The following is a 24464-nucleotide window of genomic DNA, read 5'->3' on the forward strand; positions in this document are numbered from 1 at the left end:
CCTGATCAAGAGAGAGGCAAGCGGTTGCGGCGCGCACGACCGCCCATGTTATAGTCCGGTCCACAGCAGTAATGCCACCCTTTTCTGCACCCGATTTTCTTCAAACTAGACGAGGCGTCCCTTATGAGCAGTAGCGATCTGCCCTCCTTTCTGTTGATGCAAAACCCGATTCAAGGCTATGACTGGGGCAGTCATGACTCCCTCACCACCCTGTTTGGCATTCCCAACCCGCAAGGCAAACCCCAGGCCGAGCTGTGGATGGGGGCTCACCCCAACGGCTGCTCCGAGGTGACGCTGGCGGGCAGTGTGCAAAAGCTCTCTAAGGTGATCGACAGTGCTCCGGCCGCCGCGCTGGGTGAGGCCACCTTCGCCCGTTTTGGCAGCCTGCCGTTCCTGTTCAAGGTGTTGTGTGCCGAGAAGGCTCTCTCCATTCAGGTGCACCCGAGCAAGGCTCAGGCTGAAGCGGGCTTTGCCAAAGAGGAGGCCGCAGGCATCGATATCAAGGCGAGCAATCGCAACTACAAGGACCCGAACCATAAGCCGGAGCTGGTTTTTGCCCTCACCCCCTATCAGGCGATGAACGGTTTTCGCGCTATCCCCGCCATTCTGGCACTGTTCGAGCGGGTCAATCTGGCGGCCATCGCCGATCTGACCGCAGCCCTTGCCGCCAGCCAGAATGAAGCAGGCCTGCAGCACTTCTTCCACCAGCTGCTGGTACTGGAAGGGGCGTGCAAGGAGGAGGCGCTGGAAGGGCTGCTAACCTATGCCGCCGCCCATCAGGATGAGGAGACGTTTGCCCTCATCACCATTCTGGCGGCCCAGTACCCGGGAGATGTGGGCCTATTCTCGCCGCTGCTGCTCAACGTGGTGACGCTTGAGCCCGGTCAGGCGATGTTCCTCGATGCCTGTACCCCGCACGCCTATGTGCGCGGCACGGGTCTCGAGATCATGGCCAACTCCGACAACGTACTGCGCGCCGGCCTCACCCCCAAATACATCGACGTGGCAGAGCTCTTGGACTGCACGCGCTGCTTGCCCAAGCCGGACGACCAGATCCTGCTGGCCCCCCGCTGTGATGGTGCGGTACAGCACTTCGACGTGCCGGTACCTGACTTCACTTTCAGCGTCTACCCGGCTGGCGAGCATCAGCTCACCACTGCCAGCGCCGAGATCCTCTTTGCCATCGATGACACAGTGACCCTCAAGCAGGGCGAACAGTCACTGCGTTTGGAAAAGGGGCAATCAGCCTTTATTCCTGCAGCGACTGGCAATTATCAACTGCTGGCCGAAGGACGGGTCGCCCGCGCCGGCAACCGCTGCTAATCAACATAAGAGCCGACTCTCGTTGGAGGGGGAATATGCCTCCCCCTCCCAACAGAGCAATATGGCCTACCAGTCAAGTCCGTCTGTATCTCTACTGCTCTCTTATGCCTACCTTCCTTCAGGCATCTCGCTCTGAAGTCCATCCCTGACTGCATCCTGCCCACAACCAGCTCCACAGGTTTGTCGCCCAAGCTTGGCGCTACCCTGATGCAGATGACTGGGTTTGCTGATACGAAGAAAATTCCAGCCTGCACAAGCAACGGCGACACTCTGAGTATCCGAAAAAATGGAGGCAATAAAAATAACAACTCTACTCTCTACTATTTTCACCCCCTGATGAAAGCTAAAACAGCACATAGATGCATCGCCATTAAACCTTTCCCAGGCCATCATCATTCGGTCTGTAAACATTTAGCAGCCGTAGTCATACAGAACCATTAATAATGCAAACGAAAGGGATCTCTTTTGAATTTTCGAGATGCGGCCCTATTTTTTAGTCGTTCTATAATTTAATTCCAAGCAAACCATTCGAACTTTGTCGAAAAAAACAACTTAAGAAAAACCATAAGATTATGATATATAGCGCTTTTCTTTTACATCACACCTTAAAGCTGACGTAATCCGTAAAAAAGCCAGGCCGCATTAACTGACAATCCAATCAATTTAAAGGCAGGATAATGAGAGATTTGATATTTATTTTTTGATATGCCAGCCAAACCTCATCGCAGTAAAGAAATAGACCTTAAATACCCTCTGTGATTAAGTTCTCTTTTATTTGATTTATTTTTAAGGTATCACATCTATTCGCCGATATAAATTTCACACAAAGATCCGCAGACAAAAATAGATAAAAGAGGATATATGCTGACAAAAATGACAATTGGGCAAAAGCTGACCATGGCGTTTACCACTCTCGCTTTGTTGATGCTGGGTTTTGCCTGGTTTGCCACTTTACAACTCTCCAATATTTACCGTGACGCCAGTGAGGTCAGCGACAATATCGTTCCCTCCATCCGGGCATCCAGCCAGATGCATGTGTCCTTGCTGGACGCTCGCCGTGCCGAACTGAACATGGTGATAGATGCACTGGGCAAGGATCCCGACTCCCTCAACAGCAGCACACAGTCTTTCGAAGCGGCAAAGAGTCAGTACATGGCCGCCGAGCAACGGTATGGCTCTATGCCTTTTGTGTCGGAGCGAGATCGCAACATGTTTGCAGAGCTGAAAACTGCAGCAGCCAAATATTTTTCAGCCCATGGTGACTTGGAAACAGCCATACGGCAGGGAGATATTGCCAAGGTGCAGTCGCTGATCAAAAACGAATCTCGCGCAGCCCTTGAGCAGGCCGGACAGGATGGTCTGGAGCTTCGCAAGGAGAACGATCGGGTTGCCAACCTGCTGACCAAGCAGAGTGAAGCTTCCTATGAACGGGCAAAACTGCTGAGCACTACAGTTGGTGCGCTAACCTTGCTGTTCGTCGTTATTGTGGCCTGGCTGCTGATCCGGCAGATCCGCAATCCTGTGATGACCCTGCTGGAGCAGACCCGCCAGGTGGCGGCAGGCAACCTCACCAGCCAACTCGACATGAAGCAATTCTCCCATGACGAACTGGGTAAGCTGGCTCAAGGGTTCAACGAGATGCAATCCAATCTGCGCATGCTGGTAAACGAGGTCTCCGGCTCGGTGGTGCAGTTGGGTGCGGCCGCCGAAGAGATCAGCGCGGTGGCACAGCAATCGGCCAACAACATGGGCGCCCAGCAACATGAGCTCAATCAGCTGGCCACAGCCATGAACGAGATGCAAGCCACGGTACAGGAGGTGGCCCGCAACACCAACGACGCCGCCAGCGCAGCAACGTCGGCCAGCGACACAGCCGCACAAGGCAGCGAGACCGTCAATGACTCAATCGGCAGGATTGAAAAGGTGGCTACCGCCATCGAAGAGACTGCTCTGGTGATCCGCCAGCTGGGTGATGACAGCCGAAATATCGGCATGGTGCTTGAAGTCATTCAGGGAATTGCCGAGCAAACCAACCTGCTGGCACTGAATGCGGCAATCGAGGCAGCCCGAGCCGGTGAACAAGGTCGTGGTTTCGCCGTGGTAGCAGATGAAGTCCGCACTCTGGCCAAACGAACCCAAGACTCCACTTCCCAGATCAACCACATCATCTCCGAACTGCAGCTGCGTGCTAACGAAGCGGGCGTCACCATGCAACAGAGTCAGGATATGATGTCCGAGACGGTCCACACAGCTCGTGAAGCGGGAGCCTCTATTGCCGAAATAAGCAGCTCGGTTAACAGTATCTCCCACATGAATATTCAGATTGCCACCGCAACCGAAGAGCAAGGCGCGGTAAGCGAGGAGCTCAATCGCAATGTAGTCAACATCAGCAATGCCTCGGAAGAAGTGGCGACCGGAGCCAAACAAATGGCTCAGGCTTGCAACGACCTCAACCTGTTGGCAACACAACTGCAGGAGGTTGTACGCAAGTTTCGGACATAACGCCCGATTCTCCTCCCCTCATTAATCAGCTCAATAAGGCTGAAGCACTAAACAGCCCGCCATCCATAAAAGTGGCGGGCTTTGTTAAATAAGGGCTCATGCAAAACCCAAGGACACCGATGATGAACATAACAAGTGATCAGTAGATGGATTAACTCACATCAAGAGCTGCTCTCCCTCTTTCTGATTGTTCTCTCAACGCGTTTTGCCAGCACCTTCACATTTTCCGCCCTCAAAGCAGCACACAAATCTCCATACCTCCGAAGGCGAAACCTTTTCGTTGCACTCATGCAAGTAGCAAGACGCACTCGCAGCTCATTGTTTTTATTTAAAAAAATAAAAATATCGGTATGAATTGGCTTTCATGATGATATGCGAGCTGGGTCACATGACGACTTGCGCAGCACAAAAATCCAGTAAACGGCATATTTGTCCGATTTCGGCACCGCGCTAACGGGAGAACAATATCCAGGTCAATTGTTCCCCCCATCATGCGGCTCGGCAACGGAGCCAGGAGAGTAATATGTTACCCACCATGACCAACGGCAGACTCATCTGCCTGGAGTTGAAGGCCACCAGCAAGGAGGCTCTATTCGACGAGATGGCACAGATGCTGGCGCGCGATGGCGCCGTGTCTGATCAACAGCAATTCGTCAAGGATATCTGGGCCCGCGAGCAGCTGGACTGCACCGGCTTCGAGCAGGGTGTCGCCCTGCCCCACGCCAAGAGCAAGGCGGTCAGCCGTCCGGCCATTGCCATCGGTGTCAGCCGTCAGGGTATCGAGTACGGCGCCGAAGATGGCAAGCCAACTCAACTGATCTTCATGATCGCCTCCCCGGATGGCGGCGCCAACCACCACATCGAAGTGCTGGCCGAGCTCTCTACCCGTCTGCTGGAGCCGGGCTTTATCGAGCAGATGAAGGCGGCCACTACCGTTGAGCAAGCGCTGACCCTGCTCAAACAGGGCCCGAAAATGGAAAAAACGGCGCCAGCCGCCAAACCGGCAGCCACTGCCCCGGCGGCCCCCGAAGAGCGCACCTTCAAGGATCGCCTCAACACCATGAAGCAGCACCTGCTGTTTGGTACTTCCCACATGATCCCCTTCATCGTGGCGGGCGGTGTGCTGCTCTCCCTGTCGGTGATGATGAGCGGCAAGGGCGCCGTACCAGAAGCGGGCTTCCTCAAAGACATGGCGACTATGGGTATCGCCGGTCTGACTCTGTTTACTGCCGTACTGGGTGGCTACATCGCCTACTCGCTGGCTGACAAGCCGGGCCTGGCTCCGGGCATGATCGGCTCCTGGATTGCCGTTCAGCACTATCAAACCGGTTTCCTCGGCGCCATTCTGGTGGGCTTTATCGCAGGTTTCGTGGTCAATCAGCTCAAACGGATCAAGCTGCCTGACTCAATGACCTCCCTTGGTTCTATCTTCATCTATCCGCTGATCGGTACCTTCCTGGTGTGTGGCATCGTGATGTGGGGGATCGGTGCCCCGATCGCCGCCATGATGGAAGGGATGAACCACTGGCTCTCCAGCATGGCGGGCTCAGGTAAAGTGATGCTGGGTGCCATTCTGGGTGGTATGACCGCCTTCGATATGGGCGGCCCGGTCAACAAGGTTGCGACCCTGTTTGCCCAGACTCAGGTCAACACCCAGCCTTGGCTGATGGGTGGTGTCGGTATCGCCATCTGTGTACCGCCACTGGGTATGGCACTGGCGACCTTCATGTCTCCGAAGCGTTACAAGAAAGAAGAGCGTGAATCCGGCAAAGCGGCCGCCATCATGGGCATGATCGGTATCAGTGAAGGTGCTATCCCGTTTGCTGCCGCTGACCCCATGCGTGTTATCCCAGCCATCGTCGCAGGCGGCATCGTCGGCAACATCACCGGCTTCATGATGCACAGTATCAACCACGCCCCCTGGGGTGGCTGGATTGTCCTGCCGGTTGTTGAAGGCAAGATGGGCTACATCCTGGGTACCATCCTCGGCGCCCTGACCACAGCCATCATCGTCAACCTGCTGAAGAAGCCGGTGAGCGAAGAAGATGACGTGACCGCCCCCCAAACCAGCTTCGAAGTCATTGAAGCGGAAGGAGAAGCAGACGTACTGGCCATCACTGCCTGCCCGTCTGGCGTGGCCCACACCTTCCTCGCCGCCAAGAGCCTGCAGAAGGCTGCCGCCAAGCAGGGGATCAAGATCAAGGTCGAGACCCAGGGCGCCAACGGCATCATCAACCGCATTACCGCCAAGGATGTCGCCAACGCCCGCTGCGTCATCTTCGCCCACGACGTGGCGATCAAGAACCGCGAGCGCTTCACCGATATCGAGGTCATCGACGTGAAGACCAAGGAGGCGATCCACAATCCGGAAGCACTGTTGGCCCGCACGCTGGGCAACAAGGCAAACGCCGCCTGATAGCAGTCAGACCGCTCATCACAAGGGGCCCATCGCGGGCCCCTTTTCGTTGTCTGCCGAGCAACCGCACATCATCCCACCGACCAAGCTACTGATTTAAAACATATTAACCAGTCACATCACGGATCTTGGCGAGCCGTCACAGAACGGTGACGTGTAAAAAAACAGCAATTGAAGCGCTGGTCAGATCTCATGTCAAATGGCTCTGCCTACTAAACTGGAGCATCACAAAAATGATAAAAATCAATAAATTGGTTCTGGCTGTTACCCTCACCCTCACTGCCACCCCCTTGCTGGCAGCCCACTGGACGTGTGGCGACCACGTGCGCTTTGGTCTGCCCTCCGAATCGGATCAGAAGCTCTGCCGTGAAGGGTATGCGGTCGGCTACAACTACGACTACAAGGTGGCGGACTGGGTCTCCTACCGGATGACAGCCCAGAGCGCACAGGGCACAGTGCCCCGCAAGGATGCCTTCGCCGAGGACAGGGAGATCCCGGTTGCCTACCGCGCCACCCTCTCCGACTACAAGGGCTCGGGCTACGACCGTGGCCATCAGGCCCCGGCGGGGGACATGAAATCGAACAAGAACACCATGAAAGAGAGCTTCCTGCTGAGCAATATGACGCCGCAGATCGGGGTGCTCAACCAGAAGGCGTGGCGCGTGCTGGAGGACAAGGTGAACAAGTGGGCGGTCTCCCGCAAGGATGTGCAGGTGATCACCGGCCCCATCTTTACCGGCTCTGAAGAGTCCATCGGTCAGGGTGTGGCGATCCCGAGTGCCTACTACAAGATCGTGATGGACCCGGCCAGACTGCAGGCCATCGCCTTTATCATGCCGCAGGAAGAGGTGCCCATCAGCCAGATCGCCGACTACCGGGTCTCGGTACGCGAGGTGGAAGAGCAGACCCAGCTCAACTTCTTCAGCGATATGCCCGAAGAGCAGCAAGAGACGCTGGAAGCCCGCGTCTCCCAGATGTGGAACTGACCGCGAATACTCATCAGCAGATAGATTGACACCCCATCTATCTTGAATCGCGAGAGATAGAGGGAGGGGCCAGCGCCCCTCCCAGCAGGGGGAGTCACGCTCCCCCTGCCCTTTTCAGATGGCTGATGACCCGTTGCGACCACTTTTGCGGCAACTGGTGTGGCATCACCCGACGACCCGCCCCGACTCACAGTTTGCCGCACCGTTAACTGATATATTGCCCTCTCTTTGGCACTAACAGACTGAATTGACGCACATTTGCCTTATCCCATCGGCCCACAAGCCGCTGCGCCACGGCGCGATTCAGCCCGACAGAGGACCTTTTGATGAAACAGACCCTTCTTGCCCTCACCCTCGGCGGCCTGCTGGCGCTCTCGCCCCTCGCCCTGCAAGCGGCCGAGAGCTCGATGCAGATGGAGCACGACTTCAATACCCTGGTCAGCAAACGCCAGGCGGTGGACATGTTGCTCGGCGAAGCGCTGCAGATCTACAAGTCGCCAGCCAAAATCTCCCACGCCGGTTTTACCGCCAAGATGCCAAGCAATATGGAGCTGGTGACCGAGCGGCTGCTGGCCGCCTACCAGCTGGAACCCTACCGCACCGACCTGCTCATCTCGGCTGCCAACGCCCAGATCTACAACGGCAACCTGAGCCGCGCCATCATCTTGCTGGAGCAGGCGCAGGCCGTCGCCCCCGATGATCTCGACATCAACAGCTATCTCGCCATCTGGCAGCTGGTGAAGGGTAACAAGGAGGCTTCCCGCAGCTATCTGGCGAAAGTGGCGGATCGCAACAGTGGCCGGGCTGCCGATCTGGAGGAGATCATCGCCCGGGTGCAGCGGATCACCGCCGCCCCGCTGCAGACCGAACTAACCGAGGATCAGGTCAAGGCCAGCAGGGAGGGCAAACGCGCCATCGTCACCCTGGGCTACGCCCTCAATCCCGACGGCAGCATGGACAAGATCCTGCTGGGCCGTCTGCAAACCACCCTTGAGCTGGCCAAGGCCGACCCGGAGGCGCTGATCATCCTGACCGGCGGCGTGCCGCAGAATCGCCAGACCGAGGGCAAGCTGATGGCCGACTGGCTGGCCAACCACGGCATCGATCGCAGCCGCCTGATTGAAGAGAACTACGCCACCAGCACGGTGGATAACGCCCTCTACAGCGCCTATGCCCTCGCCCGCCACCAGATTGACTATGCGGTGCTGGTGAGCTCCGCCAGCCATGTGCGCCGCGGCCAGACGGTGCTGGAAATAGCCTGCGACCAGATTGGCCCGGCCAACATCAAGGTGGCGAGCGTCAGCTACCCCGACAAACCCCTCGAGGAGCTGGCCACCCCGAGCGAGAGCGAGCTGCTCGGCATCTACCGCGACGCCCTGCGCACCTACGGCATGTGGAGCTACCGCTCCGCCCCGCTGATCGAGCGTTGATCGGCCATCAAAACGAAAAAAATAGGGAGGCGTGATGCCTCCCTCTCTTTTTATTGACCGATGATTGGCCAAGCCGCGCCCGTTAGCTGACGATAAAGCCCTGTGAGGGGGCCGCTTTGGGATCGTCACCGAAGCGGTTTGGCCCCTGCTGACCGTTGCAGACCATAAAGTAGATAAGCACCAGGGTGCCGATAATGGGGATAAGCCCGAGCAGCAGCCACCAAGCGCTGCGGTCGGTGTCGTGCAGGCGACGGGCCGCCACCGCCAGCGATGGCAGCAGCACCGCCAGCGAATAGATGGAGCTTATCAGCTCATTGTCGCCGCCAATCAGCTTGTCCACCATGCCGAGCAGCAGCATGACGATGACGTTGCACAGCACGAACATCCAGTATTCGGTGCGACGGGCCCGCCCGCTGAATACCGCATATTGCTTGAGGACCGAGATGTACCAGTTCATTGCGCCTCCTGAGTGGCCTTTATGCCTATGAATAAAAAGAGAGTCGATAAAACAAGTAGTTAAGAGCTTAGCGCGATCATCCCCCCGAGTCGACAATGATGCCCGAACGTCTCCCGAACTAATCAGCTGCGGCAATCATTGACCGACCGAGCCGGAAAATAATTAGCCCTGTAACAGGGCAAATCACCCCCATCAGCGCATCACTCTCGTCACAAGCAGGAAAATGGTGCTTAATAATCCATTAGCAATCGTATGGACTCAGCGTGAGGATAGCGGTAGATTCGGCGCCCAATCCTGAACAGGATCTGTGTCTCCCTCCCATAATGAATCCACTTATTCATTACTTCTCCTAACACAGGGATAGCCATGAGTATTACACGCAGAGATTTTCTCAACGGCGTTGCCATCACCATTGCGGCAGGCGTCGCCCCCATCAATCTGCTCAAGGCTGCCGAAGGCGGCAGCACGCTGGCGGATAAAACCCTGGCCTACCCGCCCGCCCTCACCGGCCTGCGCGGTAACCACCCGGGCTCCTTCGAACCGGCCCACAGTATCGCCCGTGACGGTAAGCAGTATGACTTTGCCAATATTCCCCTTGAGGGAGAATACGATCTGGTGATCGTCGGCGCCGGGATCAGCGGTCTGGCCGCCGCCTGCTTCTATCAGCAACTGCTCGGCGCGGATAAAAAGATCCTGCTACTCGACAACCACGACGACTTCGGCGGCCACGCCAAGCGCAACGAGTTCACCACCCACGATGGCCTGCGTCTGGGTTACGGCGGCAGTGAATCCCTGCAATCGCCACGTTCGGTCTACAGCCCGGTGGCGCTCGGGCTGCTCAAGGCGCTGGAGGTCAACATCGACGAGCTGGCCGCCGGTTTCCAGCAGACCTTCTATCCGGATCTGGGGCTCAGCCGCGGCGTCTATTTCGACGAGAAGCACTTTGGCGTCAACAAGATAGTAAACGGCGATCCGGGCCATAACGTGGCGGATGACATCCCGCGCGATCGCCTGAATGGCCGTCCGCTGGCGGAGTTTATCGGTGACTTCCCGCTCGATGATGCCGACAAGGCTGCCCTGCTGGCCCTGCACGAGGAGAAGACCGACTACCTGAGCGGCATGACCCGCGAGCAGCAGGATGAGTGGATCACCCGCAACAGCTACACCACTTTCCTGCGCGACAAGGTGGGCCTGAGCGAACGTGCCATCACCTACTTCCAGCAACGTACCAACGATTTTCAGGCCGTCGGCATCGACGCCACCGCCTGCGCCGATGCGCGCCTCTGCGCCTTGCCGGGGTTCGACGGCCTCAATCTGACGCCGCTTGATGCCGAGGAGCAGGCGGAGCTGGACGACCCCTACATCTTCCACTTCCCCGATGGCAACGCCGGTCTCACCCGCCTGATGGTACGCAAGCTCATTCCGCAGGTGGCGCCGGGTCACACCATGCAGGATGTGGTGCTGGCCAAGTTTGACTACAGCAAGCTCGACCTGCCTGAGCACAAGGTGCAACTGCGCCTTGGCAGCACGGCGTTGCAGGCCAAAAACGTGCACCTCGCCGATGGCAAGCTGGCGGTGGATGTCACCTACATCAAGGAGGGGAAACTGCACCGGGTGCGGGCCAAGCAGTCGATCATGGCGGGCTACAACATGATGATCCCCTACATGGTGCCCGAGATGCCGGAGCCCCAGAAGGAGGCGCTGCGCCAGAATGCCAAGGCGCCGCTGGTCTACACCAAGGTGGTGATCAAGAACTGGCAAGCCTTCGTCAAGCTGGGGGTACACGAGGTCTACTCCCCGGCAGCACCCTATAGCCGGGTCAAGCTCGACTATCCGGTCAGCATGGGTGGCTACGAGCATCCCAAGAGCCCGGATCAGCCGATGTGCCTGCACATGGTCTATGTGCCGACCCTGCCGGGCAGCGGCCTCTCGGCACGCGAACAGTCCCGCAAGGGGCGCGCCATGATCCTCGGCATGCCGTTCGAGCAGCATGAGCAGATGATCCGCGAGCAGTTGCAAGGGATGCTCGGCAGCGCCGGTTTCAACCATGAGCAGGATATCCTCGCCATCACGGTCAACCGCTGGTCTCACGGTTACTCCTATGTCACCAACACCCTGTTTGATGACGAAGCGCAGTGCGAAAAATGGATTGAACTGGGTCGCCAGCCGATCGGCAACATCACCATCGCCAACTCGGATGCAGGCTGGAGCCCCTACGCCCACGCCGCCATCGACGAAGCGTGGCGCGCCGTCAACGAGCTGGTAGCCATGAGCAAGGGAGGTGCCCAATGAGCCGCGCCCTGTCACTGACCGCCAGCGCCCTGCTGCTGGCCCTGCCCGCCCTTGCCGCCAACGCGGCCCCCGCCATGTCGGCAGGCGAATACGTGGCCAAGCTCGGCGATTGCGCTGCCTGCCACACCAGCGAAACCAGCAAGCCGCTGGCGGGCGGCAAAGGGTTCCCGACCCCCATCGGCACCGTATTTGCCACCAACATCACCCCCGACAAGACCCACGGTATCGGCAACTACAGCCTGCCGGAGTTCATCAAGGTGATGCGTGAAGGGGTGGCCCGCGATGGGCATCGCCTCTATCCGGCCATGCCCTACACCGCCTACGCCAAGATGAGCGATAAGGATCTCGAAGATCTCTATCACTACCTGATGAAGGAGGTGCAACCGCTGGCCATCGCCAACAAGGAAAGTGACATCCCCTGGCCCCTCAACATGCGCTGGCCGCTGATGGGCTGGAACTGGATCTACCACGATGACAGCCGCTTCACCCCGGTGGCGGGCAAGAGCGAAGAGTGGAACCGCGGCGCCTATCTGGTGCAGGGTGCCGGCCACTGCGGCAGCTGCCACACTCCGCGCGGGCTTGGCATGCAGGAGAAAGCGCTGACCGAGGCGGATCCTGTCTACCTGAGCGGTGCGGCGCTGGATGGCTGGTATGCCCCCGACATTCGCGGCAGCCGTTACAGCAAGCAGGCGCTGATCGATCTGCTGAAAACCGGCCGCAGCCAGCATGAAGCTGTCGCGGGCCCCATGGGGGAAGTGATCACTCACAGCAGCCAGTATTTCAGCGACGCCGATCTGGCCAGCATCGCCACCTATCTCACCGATCTGAAAGATGAGCCGGTCGCAGAGAAAGGGGCCCGTGCCTATGCCAGTGCCAGCGGCAAGGCGGACTACGCCATGTACTGCTCCACCTGTCACGGGGTCAACGGCCAGGGCAATGACCACGTCATCCCCTCGCTGGTCAACAACCGCACCGTGCTGGCGAGCGATCCGTCGAGCCTGATCAACGTGCTGCTGCACGGTGCCGAAACACCGGTCACCCACGACCATCTGGGTTACCACATGCCGGGCTATGGCTGGACCATGGATGACGAGCGGCTCGCCGAGCTGGTCAACACCCTGCGCGCCTCCTGGGGCAATGAAGGCACCGCCGTCAAGGCGGCGGCGGTCAAGGCCCAGCGCGAGCTGCACGGCAAGGAGTAAGGGCTGTCAGCTCTCTCTTGGCCAAGTGCCATAAAAAACGGGCCTCCACTGGAGGCCCGTTTGCTATTGATGAACCAGGTTCCGGTGCTTATCCCTTGCGGGATTTGGGCCCCGGCAGCGGCGCCGTTGGCTGGCGGTAATCGCCATAGGGGAAGATATTGCGAAAGCGCTGGGCCACCGGTTCGGGGATGGAGCGGGAGAAGATCAGCTTGACGCCATCGCCATCGCGCTGCCCCACAATGCGACCGCGCACCGTGTCGTGGCGCAGGATCTGCTTGGCATGCTCAATAAAGGCGGGTGACACCTTGCCCTGCTTGACCACTACCTTGCCGGGGGCAAGGCGGATTTCGAACAGGGCACCACGCCCCAGCTTCATCAACCACCAGATCAGGGCTATCGCCACTATCAAGGAAATCCAGGCCATCTTCATCCCTCCCAAGCTCTTGATATAAGGCAGTATAAGCGGCCGAGCGTTCCGATTGTTTGGCGCCGATCACAGCCCCCGCCTCAACGTAATAGCGCCTCTTTGCTCAGCAATCCTTGCCCCAGCCCACCAGCGTCTCGCGATAGAGCGCCAGCAAGGCTTCATCGCGCACCGCCACCCCGACCTGCTGCGGGCGATAGGCTGCCCAATCATCGTGGGAGTGACGTTTGCCATCGAACTTTTGCAGGGTGTGGCCGATGGCCGGGCCGCTGGTAATCACCCGCACCGGCCCCTCGCGCAGGGTAAAGAGGGTCGAGTCAATGACATAGGCGATGGCGGACGGATCGTGAACGTGGCAACCAGAGAGCCCCAGCTTCTCGGAGTAGAAGCGCAGGTAGAAGCGGCTCACATCCCACAGGAAGCGGCCCGGCTCCCCCGCCTTGTCCCTGAGCTCATCCAGATAGGCGCTGCTGAAGAAGCTCTGCTGGGTCACATCCAGCCCGATGATCACCACCGGCCAATCGGCGGTAAAGACCCGGTCGGCGGCATCGGGATCGTCGTGGATATTGGCTTCGGCATAGGGGGTGACGTTGCCACGATGGCCGTTGACGCCAAAGGCGCCGCCCATCACTACCACCTGTTTCACCAGCGAGACAATCTCGGGCGCCTGTTGTAGCGCCAGCGCCAGATTGGTCAGCGGGCCGATAGTGACGAGGGTGATCTCCCCTGGCGCGGCTTTCACCGCCTCGACTATGTACTGCCAGGCAGGACGGGGATCCGGGGTTATGGTCACCTCCCCCGCCTCCATGTCGCCAAAGCCGCTCGGGCCGTGGACTATGGTGGTGGGGCCGACCGGCTCGCGCAGCAGCGGGGCGGCAGCGCCTTTGGCCACATCCGCCTTCATGCCGTACTTCTGCTTGAGCCAGAGGGCGTTGCGGGTGCCATTGTCGATGGTGGCGTTACCAAAAACTGTGGTGATGGCGAGCAGCTCGATGGCGGGGTGGGCCTCGGCAAACAGGATGGCCATGGCATCGTCGATACCCGGATCGGTATCCAGAATGATTTTATGGGTCATGATAAATTCCTACGGTGACAAACCCTGCGACAAAAGGGAGAGTCTACCCGGCTGACACCCCCATATCCCGGCATGGGATCACAGAGCGGGCCTTTGCTCCCGACAACGACACGCTGCTGACGACAATCTGCATAAAAAAACGCGGCCCTGTTGCCAGCACCGCGCCCTTTATCGTTGTTCGTTATCTGCTATCTGGCAGTGATCTGCCTGACCGGATCCTCAGTGTTTACGGTGCCAGCGTGGTGAGGTGGATTTCTCTCCCCAGGGGGTCACACAGGGGAGCAGCGCCCCTTCAATCACCATCTCGCTACCCGCCAGCGCCTCGGCGATCTTCTGGTGCAGCACCCGCAGTACTTTGCCCTCGTGCTCGACCAGAGAGTGGCCCGCGGCAAAGAATTCCGGCTGATATTGCAGTGCCAGCTTCTGGGCGAATTCGTAGGTGTTGAAGCAATCCGGCATCCGCTCAACCACATCTTCAAGCCGGGCCAACAAGCTGTTCAGTTCCCTGGTCATAGTGCTCTCTCCGTGTAGGTTAATAGCCAAAAACTACCCCTTATTGGATAAGTCACCAACGAGCAAACCACAAAAGTGTGGGGAGACACACAGTTCTCTCTTGCGTCCAGCTCGTGGTGAACGGCAGACAGCTTGCCAGCTTTACATTCCGGTAACAAACAGCTAGATTTAGACCGACTAATCAGTCGGTCATTTTTCATGCGGAGAACAACATGGGTGCGGCGCAGCTTCAACACACTCCTGAGGATATCCTCGCCATCAAATTGTCCCTGCCGGATCAGCTGGCACGGCTCAAGCGGGCGAGTCTGGCTCATCCCATGCCTACCCTGGCCGAGCGCCGGGCGCAGCTGACCAAACTCAAACAGGCGTTGCTCGCCCACAAGGGGCAGCTGTGCAAGGCGCTGGCAGCAGATTATGGCCAGCGCAGCCACTACGACAGCCTGATCGCCGATGTGCTGCCCTGCATCATGCAGATCAACTACACCCAGAAGCGGCTCAAGCGCTGGATGCAGCCCCACCGCCGCCACACCGGCCTGCTGCTGGCCCCCGCCAAAGTGGAGGTGCACTTCCAGCCGCTCGGGGTGGTCGGCATTATCGTGCCGTGGAACTTTCCGGTGATGCTGAGCCTTGGCCCCCTCATCACCGCCATCGCGGCGGGCAACCGGGCGATGCTGAAACTCTCCGAGTTCACCCCTCATACCAACGCCGTGCTGCGCACCATGCTCACCAGCGTATTTGACGAAAACGAGATCGCCATCATCGAGGGAGATGCCCAGATGGCGGCGGCGTTCAGCTCACTGCCGTTCGATCACCTGCTCTTTACCGGCTCCACCATGGTGGGCAAGCTGGTGATGGCCGCCGCCGCGCCCCAGCTCACCCCCCTCACCCTTGAGCTGGGTGGCAAGAGCCCCTGTCTCATCGCCCCCGACATGCCGGTCGCCACCGCGGTCGAGCGGATGATCTTCGGCAAGAGCCTCAACGCTGGGCAGATCTGCGTCGCCCCCGACTATGTGCTGCTGCCCCGCAGCGAGGTGGATAACTTTATCGCCGCCTATCGCCGCCACTTCAGCAAGCTCTACCCGCAGGGGCTGAATAGTGCCGACTACGGCGCCATCATCAATGACCGCCAGTATCAGCGCCTTGTCAGCTGGCTGGATGAAGCCGAGCAGGCGGGAGCCCAGCTCCACCCCTGTGGCAGCCCGGCCCGCGACGACCAGCGCCGCCTGCTGGTGCCCCACCTGCTGACCGGGGTACCAAGTCAGTGTCAGGTGATGCAGCAGGAGATCTTCGGGCCGCTGCTACCGCTTATCCCCTACGACACTCTGGAGGAAGCGCTCGCCTATGTTGCTGAGCGGCCCCGCCCGCTGGCCCTCTATCTGATGAGCTTCGATCCCGAGTTGCAGGCACGGGTGACCCGGGAGACCCACTCCGGCGGCATGGCGATCAACGAGAGCCTGTTTCAGGTGGCGGCCGACGATGTGCCGTTTGGCGGCATCGGCGCCTCCGGCATGGGCCACTACCACGGCCACGAGGGGTTTCTTACCTTCTCCAAGGCGAAAACCGTGCTGACCCGCGGCAAGTTCACCACCGGGTCCCTGATCCATCCGCCCTACCACAGCTGGATCCAGAAGCTGATGATGGCCTTCTTCCTGCGCTGATGGAGATGACCATGAACCAGGCTATCCCGCAGCCACAAACCATGACCGACAAGCGCCGCCAGATCCTGGATGCCGCCCTCGCCCTCTGCGCCGAAGATGGCCTGCAGGGGGCTGCCACCGCCCGTATCGCCAAGGCGGCCGGGGTGGCCAACGGTACTCTGTTCCACCACTTTCCGAGCAAGGAGGCGCTGATCCTCGCCCTCTATCAGGATGTAAAGACCCGGATGGGGGGCGCCATCCATGAAGCGGCTCCCACCCTGTCGCTGTACGACCAGACCCGCCACTACTGGCAGCTGGCGATGGGGTGGATGCTCGCGCATCCCAATGAGCTCAAATTCGTGCTGGGCTTCTTTCACTCTCCGCTGCTGGCCAGACCGGCCCGCAGCCAGATCCTGAACGATGCCCTGCGCTTTCTGCCTGCTCTGCTGGCAAAGGGGCAGGCCAGCGGCGAGCTGATGCAGGCCCCCGCGCCACTGTTGCTGGAGGTGTGTCAGGGCCAGTTCCTCGCCTGCGCATCACTGTTTGTCGATCAACCGGAGCTGGGAGAGGACGACTACTGGCAAGCCAGTGCGTTCGCCCTCTTCTGGTCCGCCATCTCAGGAGCCAATCCTCATGCAAACACGGATGTTTGAACCTGCGGCAGCCCTTGGCCGCCGCCTCTGGATCACCACACTGCTCTGGGTTGTGGGTCGTACCCTCTGCCGCGCCGCCCGCACCGATGAGGCGGTACGCCGCGAATTGGCGCCGTTGCCGGACGGGCTGGCAATCCGCCTCGAAGTAGGCGGCATCGGCTACGCCATGAACATGCACAAGCAGGGTGGGCGCTGGTATCCCGGCGCGCCAGTCGCCCCTCATGCCACCATCCATCCGCTACGGGTGCGCTTCAAGCATCCCAATATCGCCTTTCGCGCCCTGAGTTTTCGGCTCGGGGTCAATCAGGCATTTGGCGAAAACCGGCTGCTGGTGGAGGGAGACCTGACCGTTGCCATGCATCTGGTGCGGGGGCTTGAGCAGTTGCAGTCCCTGATCCTGCCCGCTTTTATCGCGCGGCCGCTGCTGCGCCACTATCCCGCCCCGACCAACAAGATCGGCCGGGCCTGCAACATCTATCTGGGTCTGGTGACCGGCTAACGCGCAAGGAGCCTTGAAATGAGCCGCTATTACGATTTCTTCTGCCCGGTCAAACTGCTGGCCGGTGAACAGGCGCTGGAGCAACTGGCCAGCGAGCTGGCCAGTCTGGGGGCCCGTCGCCCGCTGCTGCTGACCGACAAGGGGGTCAATGCCACCGGCCTTGCCACCCTGCTGGCCAATGTGCTGGCCGAAGGGGAGCTGCCGGTCGCCGCCATCTGGGACGAGATCCCGGCCGACTCTTCCACCGCCGTGGTGGAGCGGATCGCCAAACGCTATCGCGAGCTCGACTGCGACAGTCTGGTGGCGCTGGGGGGCGGCTCGGTCATCGACACCGCCAAAGCGGTCAACATTCTCACTTCCATGGGGGGTGAACACCTGCTCGACTACTCGGGCGCCGGCTGCCTGACCCGTCCCCTCAAGCCGCTGGCGGTGGTGCCCACCACGGCGGGCACAGGATCAGAAGTGACATTGGTTGCAGTGATCAAGGATGAGGCGAGCGGGCGCAAGGTGCCCTTCACCTCCCCCTTCCTGCTGCCCCAGCTGGCGGTGCTCGACCCGCGCCTGACCCAGGGACTGCCCCTCAATATCACCGCCGCTACCGCCATGGACGCCATGACCCACGCCATCGAGGCCTTTATCGGTACCGCCAAGAACCCGGTGAGCGATGCGCTGGCCCTGATGGCAGTGGAGAAGATCGCCAGCGCCCTGCCGCAAATCATCCACGACCCGCAAAACAAGCAGCTGCGGCTGCAACTGGCGGAAGGCTCCACGCTGGCTGGCATGGCTTTTTCCAACTCCATGGTGGGGCTGGTGCACGCCCTCGGCCACAGTCTGGGAGCCCGCTGCCATCTGCCCCACGGGCTGTGCATGAACCTCTTTTTGCCGACCGTGCTCGACTACAACCGCCCCGAGGTGGATAGCGAGCTGGCCCGGCTGCTGTTGCCGCTGGTGGGGGCAGAGCGCTTTGCCGCCACCCCGGCCCATCAGCGGGCGGAGGCGACCATCACAGCCATTAGCTCCCTGCGCGACACCTTGTGGCAAGCGGTCAAGCTGCCGCGCACCATGAGCGAGGCAGGGGTAAGCGATCGCTCGCTACTGACCGAGATCCGCGATCTGGCGGTCAACGACGGTGCCCTGCTGTTCAATCGCAAGGATGCCGACCGTGAGCAGTTACTCACCCTGCTGGAGCGAGCCTGGGTCTAGTGGCTAATCGGCTACAACCTCACAAATAAACTGGAATGGCGCATCAGGATGGTGCGCCAACAATGAAAAGAGTTGATCAAAATCATCTTGGTTCTTTTTGCTCGCTCGGTTGTGGCTATACCAAATAGCCCCCGTATCCCCCATCCACAATGAGATTCTCCTGGCCAACAACAGCCGAATTTTTCTATTTTTACCTGCTGTTTCAAACTGAGCCTTGAGTTCAGGGTTGGATGCATCAGAAATCGCAATCTGCCGCTGATCCGGGCTGTTCTGACTTTGAGCCAACACCTTCCGGGTAACTTTCAGCATTACCGTGTCCATTTTTACCTCTTCCGAACTTGCTGATTATCGCCACATCGATTCGTGCCAAGATAAAAGTCAGAGAGCAAGAGCTGGCTCAATAATCCTGATAACAATCGATACATCATCCACTATCTGTTCTATACCTTGGCTAACAGTTATGTTGTGCCGAGAGACCCAACTTTATGCCAGAGGTGCCCACCATGAGCGACATCATCCATCAGGCCAACCAGCAGCAGTTCATCTGTATGGTGGAGGGGAAAGAGTCGAGACTGCGCTACCGGCGGCTCGATGCCAAGACCATCGACGCCTACAGCACCTTCGTGCCCCCCGAGCTGCGGGTGCAGGGGATTGCCGATCAGCTGGCACGCGCCTTCTTCAACTGGACTCAGGCGGAGGGGCTCACTATAGTGCCGAGCTGCCGCTACATTGATGTCTGGTTACGCCGCAATGCCAACAACTGAACCTCTGAACTCCGCCCTCGAACAGCAATTCCAAGCCAAAACAGAAGCCCTGCTGCGGGCCGATCCGCAGCGGATGGCCTGCCTGCAAGCCGCGGCCGAGCTCAATCTGCCCGACTGGGCGCTGGGGGCCGGTTTTATCCGCAACCTCATCTGGGATCACCTTCACCACAAGGCGGTGCCCACCCCGCTCAACGATATCGACCTTATCTATCTCGATAAAACCGATCCGCAAGGGCTGGCCGAAGCGGAGCACGAAGCTTGGCTCGCCAAACGCCTGCCCGGCCAGCAGTGGGAAGTGCGCAATCAGGCTCGCATGCACACTCGCCAGCTGGTAGCGCCGTTTGCCAGCAGCCTTGAGGCGCTCAGCCACTGGGTCGAGGTGCCCACCTGCATCGGCGTACGCCTCACCCGAGATGGCGAGTTCGAGTGGCTCGCCCCCTACGGCTTTACCATCAACTGGTCGCTGCAAGTGAGTGCCAACCCCAGATGTCGTCAGGACAAACAGATTTTTACCCAGCGCATCAAGGAGAAACGCTGGCAGGCTATCTGGCCTGACCTTCAGGTAAACTGGCCATAACCTGATTGCAATCTTTCGATAACCTTGGGCACACTAGGGGAAAAGCTGGTTGTAACTCAATGGGTTAAATAATGCGCGACTTCTTCTCTCTCGAACGCTGGCTACCGGGCCTCGCCGCCCTGCTGCATTACCAGCGCGCCTGGTTGATGCCAGATCTTCGCGCCGGACTCTCGGTGGCGGCAGTGGCGCTGCCCGTCGCCATCGCCTATGCCGAGCTTGCCGGGGTGGGTGCCATCGTCGGCCTCTACTCCTGCATCCTGCCCATGCTGGTCTATGCCCTGTTTGGCACCTCCCGACAGCTGATTGTCGGCCCCGATGCCGCCACCTGTGCGGTCATCGCCGCCGTGGTAACGCCGCTGGCCGCAGGCGACCCCACCCGTCACTGGCAACTGGTGATGACCATGACCGCCATGACCGGCTTCTGGTGCCTGATTGCCAGCCGCTTCAAGCTGGGAGTGCTGGCGGACTTTCTCTCCCGCCCCATCCTGATGGGGCTGCTCAATGGTGTGGCTATCACCATCATGGTGGGCCAGCTCTCCAAGATCTTCGGCTTCACCTTCAGCGAACGTTACCTCATCGAGCGGATCGCCAGCGGGGCCACCTATATCACCCAGACCCATCTGCCGACCCTGGCCATGAGTCTGGTAGCCCTGCTCACCCTGCTGCTGGCCAAGCGCTACAAACCGGCATGGCCCTCCTCCATGGTGGCCATGGTGGTGACCGCTGCGCTGGTGTGGGGCTTTAATCTCGGCCAGTTTGATATCGCTACCCTGGGGACGGTGGGCTCCGGCCTGCCCGCCTTCCAGATGCCGGAATTTCCCCCCGGTCTGATGCGGGAGCTGGTGCTGCCTGCCCTTAACCTCGCCATGGTGAGCTTCGTCTCCATGATGCTGACTGCCCGCAGCTTTGCCGCCAAAAACGGTTATGAGATAGACGCGGACAAGGAGTTTCGGGCCCTCGGCATGGCCAACCTCGCCTCGGCGGTCTCGCAAGGTTTTGCCATCAGCGGCGCGGATTCGCGCACCGCGGTCAACGATGCCAACGGCGGCAAGAGCCAGCTGGTCTCCATCATCGCAGCGGCGGTGATCGCCCTCATCACCTTCTATCTGACGGCGCCGCTCAAATACATTCCCACCGCCGCCCTCGGGGTGGTGCTGGTGATGGCCTCACTCTCGCTCACCGACTTTCGCGGACTGTGGGCGCTACGTCACTCCGATCGTTCCGCTTTCTGGCTGGCACTGGTCACCTTTATCAGCGTGCTCACCATGGGGGTGATCCCGGGGATCACCCTCGCGGTTTTGCTCGGCTTGTTCCAGTTCCTGCGCAATGTGATGCGCCCCACCGACCAGCTGCTTGGCATGGATGACGAGGGGGTGGTGCGCACCCTGGGGGATAACGAACAGGCCAAGGCGATCCCGGGTATTCTGGTCTATCGCTTCAACTCGCCGCTCACCTACTTCAATGCCCCCTATTTCAAGCGGCGGGTGCTGGCCCTGCTGGTGCAGGATCCCCGAGCCCCCAAGTGTCTGGTGATCGATGCGGTCGCCTGCTTCACCCATCAGGACATCAGCGTGATGAGCATGGTGGGAGAGCTGCACAAAGAGCTGAAACGGCGCGGCATCCATATGGTGATGGCGGGTCGCCACGGTCAGATGACTCACTGGTTAAAGCAGGCGGGCGTGCGGGTAGGCGATGAGGGGATCATCCTCTGCCCCGACATGTATCAGGCGCTGCGCCTGACCCGCTGCTATCGCGAGCCGGTGTTCAAGGATGATGCGGTGGTGGAGAGCACCACAGATGCCATCCGCTCCAACTGGCCGCAGGATGATGCCCTGCCCGACTCGGCGCGCCTCACCCTGCCAAGCGAACAGGAGGCGGGCGCCACGCCAGCCTGATCCCCTGGCCGATGCAATCCTGCACAAGGATTGCACCGGCCTTGGCCTTGGTGTTAAATGCGCCCCCAGAGGGCACTCCCCCGTGCTCTCCCAGCTGTTGGACATGCCATGCAATCTCAATCCCATGCAGGCCCGGGCACCCTCTTTGCGCTGACCTGGCCGCTCTTTATCGATCTCGCCCTGCACTTTCTGACCGGTGCCCTCAACACCTTCATGGTGGGTCACGTCTCCTATCAGGGAGTGGCCGCGCTGGCGGTCGGCAATCAGGTGTTCGATCTCGCCATCACATTGTTCAGCTTCGTCAGTATCGGTACCAGCGTGGTGATCACCCAGTATCTGGGGGCAGGCGATCGGGAGAAGAGTCGGGTGGTGATCCACACCGCCATCGGCTTCAACCTGCTGATCGGTCTGGTAGCGGCCATTGGCGTGATGGCGGGGGCCAGCACCATGCTGGCGCTGATGAACCTGCCTGCCAACCTGATGAGCGACGGGACGCTTTACTTGCAGATCATCGGTCTCTGCCTGTTGCCGGAAGCGGCAGCCCTCTGTCTGGCAGCCACCCTGCGCGCCCACGGCCACACCCGTCAGGCGATGTATGTGACCCTCATCGTCAACCTCATCACCTTCGTCGGTAACCTGCTGCTGCTCTACGGCTGGTTCGGCCTGCCCCAGCTTGGCGTCGCCGGTGTCGCCATCAGCACGGTCGCGGGCCGCCTGATCGGCGTGGTGCTGCTGGTTTGGCTGGTCGCCCGCAAGACCGGCATTCGACTGGTGGTGCGCGATATCGTCCACCCCAGCCGGGAGATGCTGGGCAAGGTGCTCCATATCGGCCTGCCGGCGGCAGGAGAGAACCTCTCCTGGATGCTGCAGTTTATGGTGGTGACAGCCTTTGTCGGACTGCTGGGCGACAAGGCGCTGGCGACCCAATCCTACTTCTTCCAGATCTGCCTGTTTATCCTGCTGTTTGGCCTCTCCATCGGCCTTGGCAACGAGATCATCATCGGTCATCTGGCAGGTGCCAGGCAGTTCGATCGCGCCTATCAACAGCTGCTCAAGAGCCTCAAGCTGGGGCTGGCAGTCACCTGCGTCATCGCCGTGGCGGCTGCCCTCAATGGCCGTACCATCATCAGCCTCTTTACCGATGATGCCGACATCATCACTCAGGTGGCACAACTGTTTCTTATCAGCCTTATCCTCGAACCCGGCCGCACCTTCAATCTGGTGGTGATCAACGCCCTGCGGGCCACCGGGGATGCCCGTTTCCCCCTCTACATGGCGTTGCTCTCCATGTGGGGAATTGCCGTGCCACTCTCGTATTTCCTCGGTATCATGCAGGGTTATGGACTGGTCGGTATCTGGCTGGCGCTGGCCTGCGACGAGTGGGTGCGCGGTCTGGCCATGTTCTGGCGCTGGCGCAGTCGTCGCTGGCAAAACAAAATTCTTGTTGAAACAAAAGCGGAATCACAATGAAGAAGATAGGACTCTTGCTGGCTGCCATCCTGCTCAGCCCCCTGGCCATGGCACAAACTGCCCCTGCCGCCCCCAAGGCACAGGCGGCCCAGACCTGGTACGTGGCCCCCATCGCCATCGATGAAACCAGTGAAGCGCAAAAAGCGCTGACCAAGGACTTCATGGCCCAGATGATCAAGACCATCAAGATCAACGAGTACCAGACCGGCAAGGCGGTGGGCAACACCAAGAAGCCCAAGTGGCTGATCCGCACCAAGCTGATCCCCGCCAGCAACGAGCCGCTGGTCGGCAAGAAGCACCCGCAGGGTCTCACCTACGGCAAGGGCAATCCGACCCAGGAGATCGTCGGCGAGCTGTTGATGAACGGCACCCTGGTGGCCCACATCGGCCAGGGCTGGCGCGAGCCTATCGTCCCGGGCACGCCGGTGGCTGACAAACTCTCCATCGCCAACTATCGCTACGCCATCGGGGATCAGGCCAAGTCGGCGGATCTGGAGGAGCTGGCGGCCCAGATTGGCTTTGAAGCAGGCAAGGTGATCCACCGCGACGGCAAGCCGCTGCCCGAGAAGAAAAAGAAAAAAGAGCAGGCGGACGAAGAGAAAGAGTAACGTTGCCTGCATCCATAAAAAGGGGCCACTCGGCCCCTTTTTTGATCCTGCACCCTCACGCCAACCCTGCCCCTGTTGTGACTTGTCGCACAGTTTGGCTCACCATTCAGATTGACAAATCACTTATCTTGTTTTGATTCAACAAGTTATAAATATCCCGCCGAATACCCCAAATCATTGCCCCCAAATCCGATCAGGATCACATTTATCCCCGGCACTAAGGGGTAGCTTTGGTCTTACAGGCACAATCAAACGAAACCAAGGAGGCTCCATTACATGTTCCCAGAGTACAGAGAACTTATCTCGAAACTGAAGAGCAGTGATGTCCATTTCCAGAAGAAGTTTGACTTGCACAACGACCTGGATGCGGAGATTAGAAAGTTGGAAAAGCATCACGCCAGCGACTATAGCGCCGAGGTGAGAGATCTGAAAAAACAGAAACTCAAACTGAAAGAGGAGATATACGACATCCTCAAACAACATCCACAATAGATGCCTCGAAGAATATGCGGATAAGCAATTTATCCCCCAGCCCGGC

22 protein-coding genes are annotated in these 24464 nt (G+C 59.5%); 17 read left to right on the forward strand and 5 right to left on the reverse strand.

What is annotated here, in order from left to right; all coding sequences use genetic code 11:
- Positions 1–123 precede the first annotated feature (123 nt).
- The 5 genes from manA to AB5Y99_RS03565 all read left to right on the forward strand — a co-directional run bounded on the left by manA (position 124) and on the right by AB5Y99_RS03565 (position 8657).
- Positions 124–1323 (forward strand): mannose-6-phosphate isomerase, class I, encoded by a 1200-nt coding sequence (gene manA / locus AB5Y99_RS03545; protein WP_368208709.1) that lies wholly within the window; start codon positions 124–126, stop codon positions 1321–1323.
- 861 nt (positions 1324–2184) lie between these two features.
- The gene (locus tag AB5Y99_RS03550; protein ID WP_216955590.1) at positions 2185–3825 is read left to right on the forward strand and encodes a methyl-accepting chemotaxis protein; all 1641 of its coding nucleotides are present in this window, start codon (positions 2185–2187) and stop codon (positions 3823–3825) included.
- A gap of 523 nt (positions 3826–4348) precedes the next feature.
- Positions 4349–6241 carry a PTS fructose transporter subunit EIIC gene (locus AB5Y99_RS03555; RefSeq protein ID WP_368208711.1) on the forward strand — a complete coding sequence of 631 codons (1893 nt, stop codon included), beginning with the start codon at positions 4349–4351 and terminating at the stop codon, positions 6239–6241.
- 233 nt (positions 6242–6474) lie between these two features.
- Positions 6475–7227 carry a DNA/RNA non-specific endonuclease gene (locus AB5Y99_RS03560; RefSeq protein ID WP_368208712.1) on the forward strand — a complete coding sequence of 251 codons (753 nt, stop codon included), beginning with the start codon at positions 6475–6477 and terminating at the stop codon, positions 7225–7227.
- 326 nt (positions 7228–7553) lie between these two features.
- The gene (locus tag AB5Y99_RS03565; protein ID WP_368208714.1) at positions 7554–8657 is read left to right on the forward strand and encodes an ElyC/SanA/YdcF family protein; all 1104 of its coding nucleotides are present in this window, start codon (positions 7554–7556) and stop codon (positions 8655–8657) included.
- Between the two features lie 82 nt (positions 8658–8739).
- Here the strand turns inward: AB5Y99_RS03565 and AB5Y99_RS03570 are convergent, their stop codons facing one another.
- On the reverse strand, positions 8740–9114 hold the full coding sequence (locus tag AB5Y99_RS03570) for a DUF805 domain-containing protein (RefSeq protein ID WP_005337730.1): 375 nt from the start codon (positions 9112–9114) through the stop codon (positions 8740–8742).
- A 366-nt stretch (positions 9115–9480) separates the two neighbouring features.
- On the opposite strand from AB5Y99_RS03570, the gene AB5Y99_RS03575 reads away from it, so the two are divergent.
- Together AB5Y99_RS03575 and AB5Y99_RS03580 are read left to right on the forward strand one after the other, a co-directional pair.
- Positions 9481–11406, forward strand: coding sequence for an NAD(P)-binding protein (locus tag AB5Y99_RS03575; protein ID WP_368208715.1), 1926 nt, complete (start codon positions 9481–9483; stop codon positions 11404–11406).
- Positions 11403–12608: a cytochrome c gene (locus tag AB5Y99_RS03580; protein ID WP_236321944.1), complete on the forward strand. Its 1206-nt coding sequence runs from the start codon at positions 11403–11405 to the stop codon at positions 12606–12608. The genes AB5Y99_RS03575 and AB5Y99_RS03580 overlap by 4 nt, the downstream gene beginning before the upstream one ends.
- Before the next feature lie 88 nt (positions 12609–12696).
- On the opposite strand, the gene AB5Y99_RS03585 is transcribed toward AB5Y99_RS03580, so the two are convergent.
- The 3 genes from AB5Y99_RS03585 to AB5Y99_RS03595 all read right to left on the reverse strand — a co-directional run bounded on the left by AB5Y99_RS03585 (position 12697) and on the right by AB5Y99_RS03595 (position 14620).
- Complete coding sequence (locus AB5Y99_RS03585) at positions 12697–13032, reverse strand: DUF3634 family protein (RefSeq protein ID WP_005353195.1); 336 nt, start codon at positions 13030–13032, stop codon at positions 12697–12699.
- Between the two features lie 106 nt (positions 13033–13138).
- Complete coding sequence (locus AB5Y99_RS03590) at positions 13139–14107, reverse strand: nucleoside hydrolase (protein WP_139464076.1); 969 nt, start codon at positions 14105–14107, stop codon at positions 13139–13141.
- Positions 14108–14326: 219 nt separating this feature from the next.
- The gene (locus tag AB5Y99_RS03595; protein ID WP_368208717.1) at positions 14327–14620 is read right to left on the reverse strand and encodes a hypothetical protein; all 294 of its coding nucleotides are present in this window, start codon (positions 14618–14620) and stop codon (positions 14327–14329) included.
- Between the two features lie 212 nt (positions 14621–14832).
- Here AB5Y99_RS03595 and AB5Y99_RS03600 point away from each other — a divergent pair, with 212 nt between their 5' ends.
- Genes AB5Y99_RS03600 through AB5Y99_RS03615 form a run of 4 tightly spaced genes read left to right on the forward strand, consistent with a single transcriptional unit; the run spans position 14833 to position 18612 of the window.
- A complete protein-coding gene (locus AB5Y99_RS03600) occupies positions 14833–16278 on the forward strand; it encodes a coniferyl aldehyde dehydrogenase (protein WP_042056461.1) in 1446 nt (481 codons plus the stop codon).
- Between the two features lie 11 nt (positions 16279–16289).
- The gene (locus AB5Y99_RS03605) at positions 16290–16910 is read left to right on the forward strand and encodes a TetR/AcrR family transcriptional regulator (RefSeq protein ID WP_368208719.1); all 621 of its coding nucleotides are present in this window, start codon (positions 16290–16292) and stop codon (positions 16908–16910) included.
- The gene (locus AB5Y99_RS03610; protein ID WP_005361659.1) at positions 16891–17409 is read left to right on the forward strand and encodes a hypothetical protein; all 519 of its coding nucleotides are present in this window, start codon (positions 16891–16893) and stop codon (positions 17407–17409) included. The genes AB5Y99_RS03605 and AB5Y99_RS03610 overlap by 20 nt, the downstream gene beginning before the upstream one ends.
- An 18-nt stretch (positions 17410–17427) precedes the next feature.
- On the forward strand, positions 17428–18612 hold the full coding sequence (locus AB5Y99_RS03615; RefSeq protein ID WP_368208720.1) for an iron-containing alcohol dehydrogenase: 1185 nt from the start codon (positions 17428–17430) through the stop codon (positions 18610–18612).
- Between the two features lie 3 nt (positions 18613–18615).
- On the opposite strand, the gene AB5Y99_RS03620 is transcribed toward AB5Y99_RS03615, so the two are convergent.
- Positions 18616–18921 (reverse strand): hypothetical protein, encoded by a 306-nt coding sequence (locus tag AB5Y99_RS03620; protein WP_139428389.1) that lies wholly within the window; start codon positions 18919–18921, stop codon positions 18616–18618.
- 194 nt (positions 18922–19115) lie between these two features.
- Here AB5Y99_RS03620 and AB5Y99_RS03625 point away from each other — a divergent pair, with 194 nt between their 5' ends.
- From AB5Y99_RS03625 to AB5Y99_RS03650, 6 genes are all read left to right on the forward strand, one after another.
- A complete protein-coding gene (locus AB5Y99_RS03625) occupies positions 19116–19376 on the forward strand; it encodes a GNAT family N-acetyltransferase (RefSeq protein WP_005337747.1) in 261 nt (86 codons plus the stop codon).
- The gene (locus AB5Y99_RS03630; RefSeq protein WP_368208721.1) at positions 19363–19953 is read left to right on the forward strand and encodes a nucleotidyltransferase family protein; all 591 of its coding nucleotides are present in this window, start codon (positions 19363–19365) and stop codon (positions 19951–19953) included. The genes AB5Y99_RS03625 and AB5Y99_RS03630 overlap by 14 nt, the downstream gene beginning before the upstream one ends.
- Positions 19954–20024: 71 nt before the next feature.
- A complete protein-coding gene (locus AB5Y99_RS03635; protein WP_021230679.1) occupies positions 20025–21848 on the forward strand; it encodes a SulP family inorganic anion transporter in 1824 nt (607 codons plus the stop codon).
- Positions 21849–21956: 108 nt separating this feature from the next.
- Positions 21957–23318 (forward strand): MATE family efflux transporter, encoded by a 1362-nt coding sequence (locus AB5Y99_RS03640; RefSeq protein ID WP_013723595.1) that lies wholly within the window; start codon positions 21957–21959, stop codon positions 23316–23318.
- Entirely contained in the window at positions 23315–23926 is a 612-nt protein-coding gene (locus AB5Y99_RS03645) for a hypothetical protein (protein WP_368208722.1), read from the forward strand. Before AB5Y99_RS03640 ends, AB5Y99_RS03645 begins: the two co-directional genes overlap by 4 nt.
- A gap of 276 nt (positions 23927–24202) precedes the next feature.
- The gene (locus tag AB5Y99_RS03650) at positions 24203–24418 is read left to right on the forward strand and encodes a YdcH family protein (RefSeq protein WP_005337763.1); all 216 of its coding nucleotides are present in this window, start codon (positions 24203–24205) and stop codon (positions 24416–24418) included.
- Positions 24419–24464 lie beyond the last annotated feature (46 nt).

It is taken from the genome of Aeromonas sp. R4-2, from assembly GCF_040908295.1.
Taxonomy (GTDB): Bacteria; Pseudomonadota; Gammaproteobacteria; order Enterobacterales; family Aeromonadaceae; genus Aeromonas; species Aeromonas veronii.

Bases quoted from the DNA above. Each gene is read 5' to 3' on its own strand.
- AB5Y99_RS03625 (WP_005337747.1), top strand. From the start codon at position 19,116: ATGAGCGACATCATCCATCAGGCCAACCAGCAGCAGTTCATCTGTATG.
- AB5Y99_RS03630 (WP_368208721.1), top strand. From the start codon at position 19,363: ATGCCAACAACTGAACCTCTGAACTCCGCCCTCGAACAGCAATTCCAA.
- AB5Y99_RS03635 (WP_021230679.1), top strand. From the start codon at position 20,025: ATGCGCGACTTCTTCTCTCTCGAACGCTGGCTACCGGGCCTCGCCGCC.
- AB5Y99_RS03620 (WP_139428389.1), bottom strand. From the start codon at position 18,921: ATGCTGAAAGTTACCCGGAAGGTGTTGGCTCAAAGTCAGAACAGCCCG.
- AB5Y99_RS03615 (WP_368208720.1), top strand. From the start codon at position 17,428: ATGAGCCGCTATTACGATTTCTTCTGCCCGGTCAAACTGCTGGCCGGT.
- AB5Y99_RS03610 (WP_005361659.1), top strand. From the start codon at position 16,891: ATGCAAACACGGATGTTTGAACCTGCGGCAGCCCTTGGCCGCCGCCTC.
- AB5Y99_RS03595 (WP_368208717.1), bottom strand. From the start codon at position 14,620: ATGACCAGGGAACTGAACAGCTTGTTGGCCCGGCTTGAAGATGTGGTT.
- AB5Y99_RS03555 (WP_368208711.1), top strand. From the start codon at position 4,349: ATGTTACCCACCATGACCAACGGCAGACTCATCTGCCTGGAGTTGAAG.
- AB5Y99_RS03585 (WP_005353195.1), bottom strand. From the start codon at position 13,032: ATGGCCTGGATTTCCTTGATAGTGGCGATAGCCCTGATCTGGTGGTTG.
- AB5Y99_RS03560 (WP_368208712.1), top strand. From the start codon at position 6,475: ATGATAAAAATCAATAAATTGGTTCTGGCTGTTACCCTCACCCTCACT.
- AB5Y99_RS03645 (WP_368208722.1), top strand. From the start codon at position 23,315: ATGAAGAAGATAGGACTCTTGCTGGCTGCCATCCTGCTCAGCCCCCTG.
- AB5Y99_RS03550 (WP_216955590.1), top strand. From the start codon at position 2,185: ATGCTGACAAAAATGACAATTGGGCAAAAGCTGACCATGGCGTTTACC.
- AB5Y99_RS03600 (WP_042056461.1), top strand. From the start codon at position 14,833: ATGGGTGCGGCGCAGCTTCAACACACTCCTGAGGATATCCTCGCCATC.
- AB5Y99_RS03570 (WP_005337730.1), bottom strand. From the start codon at position 9,114: ATGAACTGGTACATCTCGGTCCTCAAGCAATATGCGGTATTCAGCGGG.
- manA (WP_368208709.1), top strand. From the start codon at position 124: ATGAGCAGTAGCGATCTGCCCTCCTTTCTGTTGATGCAAAACCCGATT.
- AB5Y99_RS03580 (WP_236321944.1), top strand. From the start codon at position 11,403: ATGAGCCGCGCCCTGTCACTGACCGCCAGCGCCCTGCTGCTGGCCCTG.
- AB5Y99_RS03575 (WP_368208715.1), top strand. From the start codon at position 9,481: ATGAGTATTACACGCAGAGATTTTCTCAACGGCGTTGCCATCACCATT.
- AB5Y99_RS03640 (WP_013723595.1), top strand. From the start codon at position 21,957: ATGCAATCTCAATCCCATGCAGGCCCGGGCACCCTCTTTGCGCTGACC.
- AB5Y99_RS03565 (WP_368208714.1), top strand. From the start codon at position 7,554: ATGAAACAGACCCTTCTTGCCCTCACCCTCGGCGGCCTGCTGGCGCTC.
- AB5Y99_RS03590 (WP_139464076.1), bottom strand. From the start codon at position 14,107: ATGACCCATAAAATCATTCTGGATACCGATCCGGGTATCGACGATGCC.
- AB5Y99_RS03605 (WP_368208719.1), top strand. From the start codon at position 16,290: ATGAACCAGGCTATCCCGCAGCCACAAACCATGACCGACAAGCGCCGC.
- AB5Y99_RS03650 (WP_005337763.1), top strand. From the start codon at position 24,203: ATGTTCCCAGAGTACAGAGAACTTATCTCGAAACTGAAGAGCAGTGAT.